The 12,438-nt window shown below is 63.0% G+C and carries 14 protein-coding genes; 5 read left to right on the forward strand and 9 right to left on the reverse strand.

What is annotated here, in order from left to right; all coding sequences use genetic code 11:
• Positions 1-3 precede the first annotated feature (3 nt).
• The 8 genes from HCN50_RS20730 to HCN50_RS20765 form a co-directional block, all read right to left on the reverse strand.
• A complete protein-coding gene (locus tag HCN50_RS20730; RefSeq protein WP_171711543.1) occupies positions 4-873 on the reverse strand; it encodes a metal ABC transporter solute-binding protein, Zn/Mn family in 870 nt (289 codons plus the stop codon).
• Positions 874-875: 2 nt separating this feature from the next.
• Positions 876-1,745: a metal ABC transporter permease gene (locus tag HCN50_RS20735; protein WP_171711544.1), complete on the reverse strand. Its 870-nt coding sequence runs from the start codon at positions 1,743-1,745 to the stop codon at positions 876-878.
• Between the two features lie 5 nt (positions 1,746-1,750).
• Positions 1,751-2,503 (reverse strand): metal ABC transporter ATP-binding protein, encoded by a 753-nt coding sequence (locus tag HCN50_RS20740; RefSeq protein ID WP_171711545.1) that lies wholly within the window; start codon positions 2,501-2,503, stop codon positions 1,751-1,753.
• Between the two features lie 2 nt (positions 2,504-2,505).
• Positions 2,506-2,697: a hypothetical protein gene (locus tag HCN50_RS20745; RefSeq protein WP_171711546.1), complete on the reverse strand. Its 192-nt coding sequence runs from the start codon at positions 2,695-2,697 to the stop codon at positions 2,506-2,508.
• Between the two features lie 322 nt (positions 2,698-3,019).
• A complete protein-coding gene (locus HCN50_RS20750) occupies positions 3,020-3,523 on the reverse strand; it encodes a hypothetical protein (protein WP_171711547.1) in 504 nt (167 codons plus the stop codon).
• Positions 3,520-4,167 (reverse strand): permease, encoded by a 648-nt coding sequence (locus HCN50_RS20755; protein WP_171711548.1) that lies wholly within the window; start codon positions 4,165-4,167, stop codon positions 3,520-3,522. Before HCN50_RS20755 ends, HCN50_RS20750 begins: the two co-directional genes overlap by 4 nt.
• A gap of 100 nt (positions 4,168-4,267) precedes the next feature.
• A complete protein-coding gene (crcB, locus tag HCN50_RS20760; protein WP_171711549.1) occupies positions 4,268-4,645 on the reverse strand; it encodes a fluoride efflux transporter CrcB in 378 nt (125 codons plus the stop codon).
• 272 nt (positions 4,646-4,917) lie between these two features.
• Entirely contained in the window at positions 4,918-5,520 is a 603-nt protein-coding gene (locus HCN50_RS20765) for a superoxide dismutase (RefSeq protein ID WP_171711550.1), read from the reverse strand.
• Between the two features lie 175 nt (positions 5,521-5,695).
• Between HCN50_RS20765 and HCN50_RS20770 the strand changes: the two genes are divergently transcribed.
• From HCN50_RS20770 to HCN50_RS20780, 3 genes are all read left to right on the forward strand, one after another.
• Positions 5,696-6,235, forward strand: coding sequence for a GNAT family N-acetyltransferase (locus HCN50_RS20770; protein WP_171711551.1), 540 nt, complete (start codon positions 5,696-5,698; stop codon positions 6,233-6,235).
• Positions 6,236-6,323: 88 nt separating this feature from the next.
• Positions 6,324-7,706 carry an MATE family efflux transporter gene (locus HCN50_RS20775; protein WP_171711552.1) on the forward strand — a complete coding sequence of 461 codons (1,383 nt, stop codon included), beginning with the start codon at positions 6,324-6,326 and terminating at the stop codon, positions 7,704-7,706.
• Between the two features lie 87 nt (positions 7,707-7,793).
• Positions 7,794-8,234 carry a DUF2147 domain-containing protein gene (locus HCN50_RS20780; protein WP_171711553.1) on the forward strand — a complete coding sequence of 147 codons (441 nt, stop codon included), beginning with the start codon at positions 7,794-7,796 and terminating at the stop codon, positions 8,232-8,234.
• Between the two features lie 155 nt (positions 8,235-8,389).
• Here the strand turns inward: HCN50_RS20780 and HCN50_RS20785 are convergent, their stop codons facing one another.
• Positions 8,390-9,541, reverse strand: coding sequence for a DUF3095 domain-containing protein (locus HCN50_RS20785; RefSeq protein ID WP_171711554.1), 1,152 nt, complete (start codon positions 9,539-9,541; stop codon positions 8,390-8,392).
• A 333-nt stretch (positions 9,542-9,874) separates the two neighbouring features.
• Between HCN50_RS20785 and HCN50_RS20790 the strand changes: the two genes are divergently transcribed.
• Entirely contained in the window at positions 9,875-10,837 is a 963-nt protein-coding gene (locus tag HCN50_RS20790) for an alpha/beta fold hydrolase (protein WP_171711555.1), read from the forward strand.
• Between the two features lie 97 nt (positions 10,838-10,934).
• On the forward strand, positions 10,935-12,428 hold the full coding sequence (locus HCN50_RS20795) for a GMC family oxidoreductase (protein ID WP_171711556.1): 1,494 nt from the start codon (positions 10,935-10,937) through the stop codon (positions 12,426-12,428).
• Positions 12,429-12,438: the final 10 nt, after the last annotated feature.

The following is a 12,438-nucleotide window of genomic DNA, read 5'->3' on the forward strand; positions in this document are numbered from 1 at the left end:
GCCCTATTGGCTCAGCGCGCTGGTCAGGGCCTTTATATTGTGCCTGACCATCGCAATGTAAGTGGGAGAATCGCCCTTTTCGCCCGTTAAACTGTCGGAATAGAGCGTTCCGCCGACCTTGGCGCCGGTCTCGGCCGAGATCCGGCCTATCAGGCGGGGGTCGGTGATATTTTCGAGAAACACGGCCGGTATTTTGGTCGCCCTGATCTGGGTGATGATCTTGGCGACGTCGCGGGCACTCGCTTCGGATTCGGTCGAGACGCCGAGCGGCGCGATGAATTCGATGCCGTAAGCTGCCGCGAAATAGCCGAAGGCGCCGTGGGTCGAGATCACCTTGCGGCGGTCTTGTGGGATCTTCGCAACCGCCTCGCGCACCTCACGCTCGAGCGCGTCGAGATCAGCCAGATAGGCGTTCGCATTGGAATTGAAGGCTTCGGCGTCCGCGGGCGCCGCTGCAATAAGCGCATCGCGGATATTGGCGACATAGATCTTCGCGTTGATGACCGATTGCCAGGCATGCGGATCGGCTTCCGAGCCGAGCTTGAGCGGCGCGATGCCCGACGTCGTAGTCACGACAGAAGCCTTGCCGCCGGCAGACTTCAATAGCCGTGCCAGCCAGCCCTCGAACCCAAGGCCGTTGACGAAGACGAGCCTGGCATCCGCGACCAGTTTGGCGTCCGACGGCGTCGGCGTATAGACATGCGCGTCGCCGTCGGGACCGACCAGCGTCGTGACGGAGACACGATCGCCGCCGACATTGCGGACGAAATCGCCGAGGATCGAGAAGCTGGCGACGACGTTGATGCGGTCCGCGGCGTGAACCGGACCAACGGTCGCGAACAAGGCGAGAGCAACGAGCCAGAGCCGAACCATGGCTATGCCTCGAGATGCCGGCCGGGAAACATTTGCCGGACCAGGCCGCTGACAGGGCCGAACAGCAGCGAGGCCACATACAACGCCGCGGCAATCAGGATGATCGCGGGACCTGAGGGAATTTTGGTCTGGAACGACAGCACCAGTCCGGCATAGCCGGAGACGATCGCGCTCGCCACCGCGATACAGATCATGCCGGTGATGTCGCGCGACCAGAACCGGGCGATGCCGGCGGGCAGGATCATCAGGCCGACGCCGAGCAGCGTGCCAAGCGCATGAAAGCCGTTGACGAGGTTGATCACGACCAGCGCCAGGAATGCCAGATGCGCGGGCGCGCCGGCGCGGCTGACCGTGCGCAGGAATACCGGATCGACGCATTCGATCACCAGGGGACGGTAGATCACCGCCATAACCAGAAGCGTGATGGTGGCATTGAACGCGATCACCAGCAGCGTCTGGTCGTCCATCGCGAGGATGTTGCCGAACAAGACATGCAGCAGGTCGATATTGGTGCCCTTGACGGAAACGATGGTGACGCCGAGCGCGAGCGACACCAGGTAGAAGGTTGCGAGCGAGGCGTCCTCCTTCAGCTCCGTATTGCGCGCGACGAGCCCGGCGAGCAGCGCGACCGTAAAGCCCGCAATCAGCCCGCCGGTGGTCATCGCAAACAGGTTCAGCCCCGAAATCAGGAACCCGATCGCAGCGCCCGGCAGGATCGCGTGCGCCATGGCGTCGCCGACGAGGCTCATCCGCCGCAGCATCAGGAACACGCCGATCGGGGATGCGCCGAGCGCGAGCGCAATCACGGCGGCGAGCGCGCGGCGCATGAACTCGAATTCGGTGAAGGGCGCGATCAGCACGTCATTCAGCATCGGCTTCAGGCCGCGCGCGAGGGCACATCGGCGCAGGCAGCAGCCCGGTCGTCGAAGGCTTCACACATCTTCATGGCCACCAGCAGATTTTCCGGTGTCAGCGCTTCCGCCGTGGAGCCCCATGCAACAGGCCCGCGTGCCAGCAGCAGGGTTTCGGGGAAATTGGCGCGCACCATATCCAGGTCGTGCAGCGCCGCCAGCACGGTGCGCCCCTCGGCATGCCAGCGCCCGACCAGCGCCAAGAGGTCGGCCGAGGTTTTGGCATCGATGGCATTAAACGGCTCGTCCAGCACGATCAGCCGCGCGTCCTGCAGCAGTACGCGTGCAAACAGCATACGCTGCATCTGGCCGCCCGAAAGCGTGCCGATCGGGCGATTCTCAAAGCCGTTGAGGCCGACGGCGGCGATTGCCGCGAGGATCTTTTCGCGCGCCTTGCCGCTGATCCCGCCGAACAAGCCGGTCGAGCGCCACAGGCCGCTGGCCACGAAGTCGAACACGGAGATCGGAAAGCTGCGGTCGATATCGGCGGTCTGCGGCAGATAGGCGATATCCCTCTGATCGAGGCCGCCGAGATCGATCGCGCCGGATAGCGGCTTGAGGATTCCGGCCACCCCGCGGAACAGGGTGGACTTGCCGGCGCCGTTCGGACCGATCACCGCCAGCAGCGCGCCGGAAGCAACTTCACCGTTGAGGTGATGTACCGCCGGATGCCGCTCATAGCCGAGCGTGACGTTTCGGAATTTGATCTGCGCGGCCATGCTCACCTCATCGCCACCAGCACGACAGCCCACAACGCGGCCGAGACCGCCAGCGCCGCGGCAAGGCGGGCGGCGAGCGTCATGCGCAGGATCGACCAGGGCGCGGCCTGCGCCGGATGCGGCGTAGCCGGACCATGGGAATGGGCGTGGCCATGGTGATGATGGGCGTGGTCGTGCGAATGAAGGTGAGCCATGGGGGAACGTTATAATATAACATTACGGGAGTCTACGCGTTGGGACGGCCGTGGGCCTGTCTCTCCCCCACCTCAACTGCGTTAAAATCGAATGCCAATCGATGCGGCCGCCGGCCGAATCATCTGCACGACGGCGCTGGTGTAACGGCTACCATTGAAGTTGACGTCAACGACCCACAAAACGAACACGGCAACACATGCGGCGCCCAGGGCTTTCATGAATTCTTAAACGATAAGGAGCCGGCGAGGGTTCCGGGCGATCCAATGCCGCCCCAGGTACGGAGACAGCAAAGGGCGAGCTCGGAGAGGCCCGCGCGCGCCCTCACGGCTTGCCGATCACCATTGCGATGGCGGCGGCCAGAAACGGAAACGGCAGCGAGACCGCCGCGCGAAACCAGACGAAGCGCGCCGGCATGAACGGGATTTCCCAGAGGATCATGCGCTGGAAGGCAAACAGCGCCCAGGCGACGACATAGGCGATCACCTGCGGCGGGCCACCGCCGACCTTCAGCGCCACGGCGCCGATCGAGAAGCCGACCACCGGCCCGCCGGGCGTCGCCGCGCCGGCGATCACAGCCATCAGAACGCCGAACCAGCCGCTGTCGGGTCCGAGCCAGCCGGTGATGACATCAGGCGGAATGACGGCGGCGATGTAGCCCGAGCCGATCACGCCAAGCGCAATGCGCGGCACGATGTTGATGAAGTCAATCGAACCTTCGCGCACCGACGACACCAGCACGACGCGCCCGCGCCGCCAGGCCATCAAGCCGAGAATCGCGACCGAACCCCACAGCGTGATGTCGATGATCAGCGCCGACGCAGTCATTCGGATGGCTCGCCCTTCGGGTACATCCGCACGAAGACGACGCGGCCGAGCCAGCCGGCCAGCACCGGGATCGGCAGCGAGATCACGATCCGCCACAGCGTGAATTCGGTGCCGAGGATCGGCAATTCCCAGGCGACCGCGCGGCCATAGCCGATCAGCGTCCAGCTCACCACCATGGCGATGGTGGCGCCGAAATCGGCGCCGACCGTCAGCAGGGCCGCTGCCACCGGATAGGCGGTGAAGGGACCGCCCGGCAGGATCGCGCCGAATGCCGTTCCGATCAAAAGTCCCTTCAGGCCCGATTTCGGACCCAACGACCGCGAGACTTTGTCGTGGGGGAGAATTTCCGCGATGAAGCCGCCGAGCAGGCAGCCGGCCAGCACGCGCGGAACGATTTCGCCGAACAGCCAGAGATCGTGGGTGAGAATGTTGAGCACGCCGTCGATGCCGTCGCGCCGCCAGACCCGCGCCGCGCAGACGGCGACGAGGACGGCGATGAAGATCATCGACCAGCCGACCGGCTTGCGGGCACGCCGCGGCTTTGGCTCGGCGTCGTCGGCTGGCGCCGGATCTGTTATCGGGAGTTCTGACAAGGCTTGCGGGTTGGACGGGAGATGCGAATCCACCCTGCTTAGTCCCACCATGGGTGGCGAAGCAAACGGAAGCCGACCGATACCCCATGCGCAGCCTGGGGAGGCCCATGCGAGCACGTCACCCTGGCCCGTGCTCGTACCGGATCCTGGTTCAGGAGAACTGGCGGACCAGGGCGAGGCCGCCGAACAGCCCGGCGATCGAGATCACGACCGAGCCGATCACGTAAAGCGCCGCGCCCCCCAGCTCACCGCGCTCATAGAGTAGCGCCGCATCGAGCGAATAGGCGGAAAACGTCGTGTAGCCACCGAGGATGCCGGTCATCAAGAACAGCCGCCACGGCTGCGACGCCTCGCCCTTGAAGGCGAGATAGCCCGCGATCAGCCCCATCACGGTGGAGCCCGTGATGTTGATGATGAAGGTGCCCCACGGAAATCCGGTACCCAGGATGCGGGCGCAAGTGAGATTGATGAAATGGCGCAGCGTCGCGCCAAGGCCGCCACCGACAAAGACCAAGAGATAGCTTGTCACGTTGCCTACTATTGCCCCGGTGTTCACCCTCCCCTGGATGGCAGGGCTATCGCATATGAAGAAAAACGTTGGTGTGCAGCTCGCCTGCCCGCCGACGGCGGGCCCTCAGGATGAGGTCGCGTTTTGCGGCGAGATATTAGACCCTCATGGTGAGGAGCCCGCCAAAGCGGGCGTCTCGAACCATGCAGGCGAGCTCATCCGGCAACCTCCAACTGCCATATGCGATAGCCTCCCTCCAAAGGAGGGTGAAACGGCGCTACCGCGCCTGGTCGTTACGCTCCGGCCTTGCCGAACAGCTCGTCGACATAGTCCCAGTTGATCAGGTGGTCGCAGAACGCCTTGAGATAGTCGGGACGGCGGTTGCGATAGTCGATGTAGTAGGAGTGCTCCCAGACGTCGCAGCCGAGGATCGGCGTCGCGCCGTAGACCAGCGGGCTTTCGCCGTTCGCGGTCTTGGATATCTCGAGCTTGCCGTTCTTGACCGACAGCCAGCACCAGCCGGAGCCGAACTGACCGACGCCGGCAGCGGCGAAATCGGCCTTGAACTTCTCGAGACCGCCGAGGTCCTCGGTGATCTTCTTTTCCAGCCGGCCTGGCAGCTTGCTGCCGCCGCCATTCGGCTTCATCCAGTTCCAGAAATGCAGGTGGTTGTAATGCTGGCCGGCATTATTGAACACGGCCGGATTCTTGCCGAACGAACCCTTGACGATCTCCTCCAGGGACTTGCCTTCGAATTCAGTCCCCTTGATCGCGTTGTTTCCGTTGGTCACGTACGCCTGGTGATGCTTGTCGTGGTGATATTCCAGCGTTTCCTTGGACATGTGGGGGGCAAGGGCGTCATGGGAATAGGGAAGATTGGGCAGCGTGAAGGTCATGGGGTGATGTCCGAACTGATGGAGAACGTGGTCTAACGGGACCCCTTATAGAAGGTTCCATTGTCCTTAAACACCGCAATTTGACAAAACGGGAGGGGTTCTCCGGTAAGGCCTGTACGCGTCCAGCGTATGACAAGACACAGCCCCCTGAGGTTTTGCACCATATGGTGATAAAATGAGCATCGAAATCGACGTCTTGAATGGGGACTCGTCATGGCCGCGGGCCGAACCGCTCATGCAGGCGGTGTGGCCGCGCGATGTCGTGGCAAAATTGCCCTGGGGCCACGTCAAATGGGCCCATGCCGATCTGCGCGTGCTGATTGACGCGCCCGAGGGCGCCGAGAGGCCGGGTCTTGCCTGCCATGTCGGCATCTATTTCCGCACCGCCACCTGGGATGGACGCAAGGTGCAGATCGGCGGCATCGGCGCCGTCTCGACCCGACAGGATTGCCGGGGACGCGGCTATGCCACGCTGGCGCTGAATGCCGCGGTCAGGACGCTGCGCGATCACGAAGCGGTGCGGTTTGCAATGCTGTTCTGCGAGCCGCACAACGAGGCATTCTACCAGGCGCGCGGCTGGCATCGCTTCAACGGCGAGGTCTATGCCGAGCAGCCGGAGGGAAGAATTCGCTTCGAGTCGATGGCGCCATACGTGTTCGATTTCACCCGCAAGCCGCGCGATGGAATAATCGACCTATGCGGCCTGCCGTGGTGACCCCTGCGCCGCGCGCAGGTGGCTTGTGCCGGACAAGGCCGATAATATGTCGTCCATAATCCAATTCGATTTGGATCACCGGTGACATATGACCATTGATACCCCGCTCGACCTGCGTTCCGCCGCAGCGCCATCTGCGCCGACCAACGATCTGCTCACCTCGCCGATCCTGCCGACACTGTTGAAACTCGCGCTTCCCAACGCGATCGCCATGGTCGGCACCACGCTGGTGGCGGTCGCGGAGACTTCCTATATCGGCCGGCTCGGCACCGAGCCGCTCGCAGGGATCGCGCTGGTGTTTCCCTTCGCCATGCTGACGCAGATGATGTCGGCGGGCGCGATGGGCGGCGGCGTTTCATCGGCCATCAGCCGCGCACTCGGCGCGGGAAAGCGCGAGCGCGCGGCGACGCTGGCGCTGCATGCGGCGATGATCGGCGCCTGCGCCGGCCTCTTCTTCACGGCGATGATGCTGATCTTCGGCCGCGCGTTCTACACGCTGCTCGGCGGACGCGGCGGCGTGCTTGAAGAGGCGATGCAGTATTCGCACGTGCTGTTCTCCGGCGCGATTTCGATCTGGCTGGTCAACACGCTGGCCTCTGTCGTGCGCGGCACCGGCGACATGCGGATTCCATCGATAGCGCTGATCGGCATCGCGCTGGTACAGATCGCCGTCGGCGGCGCACTCGGCCTTGGGCTGTTCGGCCTGCCGCGGCTCGGCATGGGTGGCGTTGCCATGGGCCAGCTCATCGCCTTCACGCTCGGAGCAGTATTCCTGGCCTGGTATCTCGTCAGCGGCCGCAGCCGCCTGACGCTGCATTTCGGGGCATTCACCTTCCACCGCGACATGTTCATCGACATCCTCAAGGTCGGCGCGATCTCATGCCTGTCGCCATTGCAGAGCGTGCTGACCATCCTGATCTTCACCAGGATTCTCGCCGGCTACGGTACCGAGACGCTGGCCGGCTACGGCATGGGATCGCGGCTGGAGTTTTTGCTGATTCCGATCACCTTTGCATTTGGCGTCGCCTCGGTGCCGATGATCGGCATGGCTGTCGGCGCGGGCCTTGTTGCACGCGCGCGCCGGATCGCATGGACGGCAGCCGCCGCGGCGGGCGTCACCGTGGGTCTCATCGGCCTAATCGTCGCGATCAAGCCGATGCTGTGGGTTTCACTGTTCACCAGCGATCCCGGCGTGACGGCGGCTGCCAATTCCTATTTCGCCTGGGCCGGTCCGGGATTCGGCTTCTTCGGCCTTGGCGTGTGCCTCTACTTCTCCGCGCAAGGCGCAGCCAAGGTCGGCGGGCCCGTGCTGGCGGGGACGCTGCGCCTGGTGCTGGTTGGGGTCGGCGGCTGGTGGCTGGCCTCGTCGGGGGCGCCGGCCTGGACGATGTTTGCACTGGTCGGCACCGCAATGGTGGTATTCGGCCTCAGCACCGCGCTCTCGGTTCGTCTGACGCGATGGGGGAAGTAAGCGCTTCACGGCAAGTTGCACGCAATCCGACGTTGCACAAATCTAATTTGTTGTTATGCAGGCCTGCTTTTTTCAAAGGAATGATTCATGGCTTGCAGAACGGCTTTCATCATCGCGATCGCGGCGACATTGCTGGCATCGCCATATGCCTTCGCGCAAGGCGCCGAGCCGACGGGCGTCTGGCAGACCCAGGCGGGCGATGCCAGGGTGAAAATCTCCAAATGTGGTGGCGGTCTTTGTGGCGTGATCGTCGGCCTGAAGGAGCCGGTCGATCCCGCCACCGGCAAGCCTCAGGTCGATGACAAGAATCCGAATCCGGCCCTGAAGACGCGGCCGATGATCGGGCTTCCTTTGTTCAGCGGCATGCAGCCCTCAGCGCCCAACAAATGGTCGGGCCAGATCTACAACGCCGATGACGGCGGCACCTATGCGAGCAGTGTGTCGGTGACAGGCGCAGACACGCTAAAGATCGAAGGCTGCGTCGGCGCGCTGTGTGGCGGCGAGACCTGGACGCGGGTCGGGCGGTAGTGACGCTCCCAATCGCAGTTCTGTAGGATGGGCAAAGCCAACGGGTCGCGCGAATGCGCGCCTGATGACAGGCTCTGCGTGCCCACCATCAACGATTTGGAAAGATGGTGGGCACGCCGCGTTGCGCCTTTGCTCACCCTACGGATTTCCGGCGCTCACGCCGCCATCGCCTTTAGCGCCGACGCTGCCGACGCATAGCCGCCGCGGGCGCCATCGATGAAGTGAACATGATCGCTGCGCATCACCGAGGGCGCGAAGCAGGTCATCATCGCGGCGTCCTGCCGGTGCAGGCCGTAGCGGACGATCCTGTTCGAAGCAGCCTTTGCGAGCAGCTCCGTCAGCGCCCGTTCGAGCTCGACCGTGCAGTCGAGGATCATCCGCAGGCCGTCGTCATATTTGCGAAAGTCGGAATTCTCCACCACCTGCTGCACGTAGTTCTTCGGCACGAAATTGCCGACCTTGATGCCGAACCGCATCACCACATAGGCCCACAGCGTGACGGCGAGCACGACGGTGCGCCGCTTCAACAGCGGCCCGCCGCGCGCGGCGCGTGCCTCGTATTCGACGCCGGCCGGTGGCCAGCGCAAAGGCGGTCCATCCGGCGGCACCGGCCGGCCCGCGTCCGGGCTCTGCTCGACCAGCCTGATGACGTCCTCGATCACCTTGCGGAAGGCGTGCGGATCGGCACCCTTGGCCGGCACCACCAGCACCGACAGAATGAGCCCGCGGCTCGAAGGAATTTCCTCGAACCGGCACGATAGTCCGGACAGATCGGGTTGCGTGCCCGGCTCCGCCGCCGGCACAGCGAACTCGCCCCGCTTCATCGCGGCATCCGCCCAGCCCAGCCCTCCGCCGGAAAACATCGCATAGGACAGATTGGACGACGGCCCGAAGCGCGCGATCTTGATATCGAGACCCTGCGCGCGGATATCCCGCACCGGCACCAGCGCCACCCGCATCATCAGATCGAGATCAGTCTTCACCCAGGCCGCGGTCGCCGCCAGCGCGTCGCGCGCGCGGCAAAGATCGGCCGGCGACACCGCGAAGCTCGCACCATCGCCGCCGAACACGAATGGAAATTCGCGGCCATCAAGCGCATTGGTGACGGCCGCGATCACGGCGGCGCCCGCCATGTTGACTGCCTTGTAGCGCTGATTGGCGATCGCCTTCGTCGATTCCACGATATCGGCGACGCCGACGGTCCAGTCGTCGGGCAATGGCGTATACAGCGCCGGGTCCATCAGGCTGCCGAAGCCGCGAAAGACCGGGATCGAGCCATAAAAAGTGTCGGTGCCGTCAGGCGTCATGGCGTGGCGGTGGTCCGGGTTGTGTCGTGAACAGATACGGCCGAGTTTCGGTTTCGGTTCGAACCCGACGCATTGAATACATAGAACAAGCGAAGTCATTTCAAGGTTGACGACCAAGCGGTCGAGCCACATTCCCCGGAACCGGTCCGCTTAAGGCACCTCGTCCCCTCAACTTTTACGAGCAACTCGTTGCCGATCCTAGGCTTATTTCGGTCAGTACCATGGAAAGCGGCGGCAAGGGATTCGTCGCGCGACCCCGAATGCGACAGCGAGGAGAAACTTTCTCACCCGGGTCTCGTTCTCCAACTACGAAGCCAGAGAAGGAAGCGGAACATGCTGTGGCCGCTAGTGCGCAAGCTGGTCCTGGTGACGAGCCTCGTTGTTGCGAACCCGATCGCGTCTGCCGAGCAACTGAAGGCTACCGCGGAGGACGGAAATCTTGGCCTGGACTTCAAGAGCCAATATGCCGACGTCAATGGCGTAAAGCTGCACTATGTTGAAGGCGGCAAGGGACAGCAGACCCTGGTCCTGATCCCGGGCTGGCCCCAGACATGGTACGCTTGGCGCAAGATCATGCCCGAACTCGCCAAGACCTATCGGGTCATCGCCGTCGACGTTCGCGGCATGGGCGATTCCAGCCGGCCGGAAAATGGTTATGACACCCAAACGGCTGCGAATGACATTCGCGCGCTGATGAGCGAACTCGGCGTCTCGCGTTACACGGTAATCGGTCACGACGTCGGCATGTGGATTGCCTACCCGCTGGCTGCCGAGCACGGGGAATCCATCGACAAACTGGTGATGATTGAAGCAACCATTCCCGGCGTCACACCTTGGCCGCCGATGCTGCTACCGCCGGAAGCCAATGCGGGCATGGCGCAGTTCATGTTCAATCAGTTGCGCGATCTTCCCGAATTTCTCGTGGCGGGACGCGAGGACCCTTATCTGCGCTGGCTGGTCGGCCAACTCGCCTTTCGGCCAGACCGTGTTGCGGTGGATGAATATGTCCGCGCCTATTCGGAGCCGGGCGCTATGAAGGCCGGCTTTGAATACTACCGGGCCATCCCGCTCACGGCGCAACAAAACGAGAAGCTTAGGAAGCGGAAGCTCACGATGCCCGTGCTTGCCATCGGCGGCATACGAGGAGCCGGCCAGTTGACCATCGAGACCATGAAACTGGTCTCCGATAACGTGCAGGGACAGATTATCGAACGGTGCGGTCACTACACGCCAGAGGAATGCCCGGCTGAATTGTTACACCTGCTCAAGAGTTTCCTGGCCATTGGGAAATCCTAGAGCATGACGAATTGTCGCGTCGTCTCAGCGTTGGCGTGATCTCCGCGCGATGAAAGCCGTCACTTTGCCGGACCATACTTGAGGGAGAATGTTTGCAATGCCTAGCTACGACGTCATCATTGTCGGGGCGGGGTCTGCAGGATGTGTACTTGCCCGCCGGCTAAGCGAGCACCCCTCGCGCGAGGTCCTCGTGCTTGAGGCGGGCCCCGTCTATGCACCCGATGACTATCCCGACGATCTCGCCGACGCCGATCGCTTGGGCGGCGCCCCGATGCACGACTGGGGCTATCGGAGCGAACCCGGCAGGCTCGGCTACTCCATCGCGGCCAGGAGCGGAAAAGTGCTTGGCGGAGGATCGGCGATCAACGCCGCTGTCGCCAAAAGAGCCCGACAGAACGATTTTGAGCGATGGATGGAGCACGGCGTCGATGGCTGGAATTTTGACGAAGTGCTGACGACCTACAAGGCCCTGGAGAATACGCCTACCGGCGAGGATAAATGGCACGGCCGCTCAGGTCCCTTCCCCATCAGGCAGCAGAGGATGGAGGACGCGACCCCGGCACTTCGAGCTTTCGTTGACGCCTCCATTGCCGCCGGATTCAGTCTTGTCGAGGACTTCAACGCCGCCACGCAGGAAGGTGTCGGGCTCGATCCATTCAATGTCATCGATGGTGTTCGCCAGAGCACCGGCATCGCGTACTTGCCGCCGGAAATCCGCGCACGCCCGAACCTGACGATTCGGGGCAACGCGCAAGTGGACCGCGTAGAGTTCGACGGCGAGCATGCCAGTCGCGTCGTGCTGGTCGCCGGAGAATTCTTTCAGGCCAGGGAAATCATTCTATGCGCAGGCACATATGGCAGCCCTGCGATTCTTTTGCGGTCCGGCATTGGTCCGGAACATCATCTGAAGAGTTTGGGCATCAACATCCTCGCCGATCTTCCGGTGGGCGAGAAGCTCGTCGACCATCCGTTCTATTACAACAATTACGTGCTGAGACCGGAAGCCGGCACAATGCATCCTGCTAGGGGCGCAACCATCTGGACGAGAACAGCCGAGGCGATAGGAGATCAGCTAGATCTCCAGATCACCGCAGCAAATTCCTTCGATCCAGAGCGCAGGAGAACTCTGGTGTTGGCGACCGCCGTCACGATTCCCGCTTCGACTGGAACGGTCCGACTGCAAAGCAGCAGCGGGCGGATTGCACCAAAGATCGACTATAACTTGCTGGCCGACGCCAAGGACCGCCGCCGTATGACCGAGGGCGTCAAGCTCGCACGGCGCATTGCCCGGACCCGGCCGTTGGCGGATCTTATCGATCATGAGATCAGCCCTGGCGATCACGTGACGGATGATGCCGCGCTCGGATCGATCATCGAGGCCAATCTCGACACCTATCATCACGGCGCTGCGACAGTGCCTATGGGCGGCGACGATGATCCTGCCGCCGTCGTCGACTCGACTGGCGGCATCCGGCACTTGTGCGGCCTACGCGTGGTCGACGCCTCGATTTTTCCAGAAATTCCCTCGACGCCGATCAACTTGACAACGATCATGCTGGCGGAACGCATCGCAGCCTCACTTGCCGCCTGATCGATTTCTG

This window comes from Bradyrhizobium archetypum, assembly GCF_013114835.1.
Classification (GTDB): domain Bacteria; phylum Pseudomonadota; class Alphaproteobacteria; order Rhizobiales; family Xanthobacteraceae; genus Bradyrhizobium; species Bradyrhizobium archetypum.

Bases quoted from the DNA above. Each gene is read 5' to 3' on its own strand.
- HCN50_RS20730 (WP_171711543.1), bottom strand. From the start codon at position 873: ATGGTTCGGCTCTGGCTCGTTGCTCTCGCCTTGTTCGCGACCGTTGGT.
- HCN50_RS20735 (WP_171711544.1), bottom strand. From the start codon at position 1,745: ATGCTGAATGACGTGCTGATCGCGCCCTTCACCGAATTCGAGTTCATG.
- HCN50_RS20740 (WP_171711545.1), bottom strand. From the start codon at position 2,503: ATGGCCGCGCAGATCAAATTCCGAAACGTCACGCTCGGCTATGAGCGG.
- HCN50_RS20745 (WP_171711546.1), bottom strand. From the start codon at position 2,697: ATGGCTCACCTTCATTCGCACGACCACGCCCATCATCACCATGGCCAC.
- HCN50_RS20750 (WP_171711547.1), bottom strand. From the start codon at position 3,523: ATGACTGCGTCGGCGCTGATCATCGACATCACGCTGTGGGGTTCGGTC.
- HCN50_RS20755 (WP_171711548.1), bottom strand. From the start codon at position 4,167: ATGGTGGGACTAAGCAGGGTGGATTCGCATCTCCCGTCCAACCCGCAA.
- HCN50_RS20765 (WP_171711550.1), bottom strand. From the start codon at position 5,520: ATGACCTTCACGCTGCCCAATCTTCCCTATTCCCATGACGCCCTTGCC.
- HCN50_RS20770 (WP_171711551.1), top strand. From the start codon at position 5,696: ATGAGCATCGAAATCGACGTCTTGAATGGGGACTCGTCATGGCCGCGG.
- HCN50_RS20775 (WP_171711552.1), top strand. From the start codon at position 6,324: ATGACCATTGATACCCCGCTCGACCTGCGTTCCGCCGCAGCGCCATCT.
- HCN50_RS20780 (WP_171711553.1), top strand. From the start codon at position 7,794: ATGGCTTGCAGAACGGCTTTCATCATCGCGATCGCGGCGACATTGCTG.
- HCN50_RS20785 (WP_171711554.1), bottom strand. From the start codon at position 9,541: ATGACGCCTGACGGCACCGACACTTTTTATGGCTCGATCCCGGTCTTT.
- HCN50_RS20790 (WP_171711555.1), top strand. From the start codon at position 9,875: ATGCTGTGGCCGCTAGTGCGCAAGCTGGTCCTGGTGACGAGCCTCGTT.
- HCN50_RS20795 (WP_171711556.1), top strand. From the start codon at position 10,935: ATGCCTAGCTACGACGTCATCATTGTCGGGGCGGGGTCTGCAGGATGT.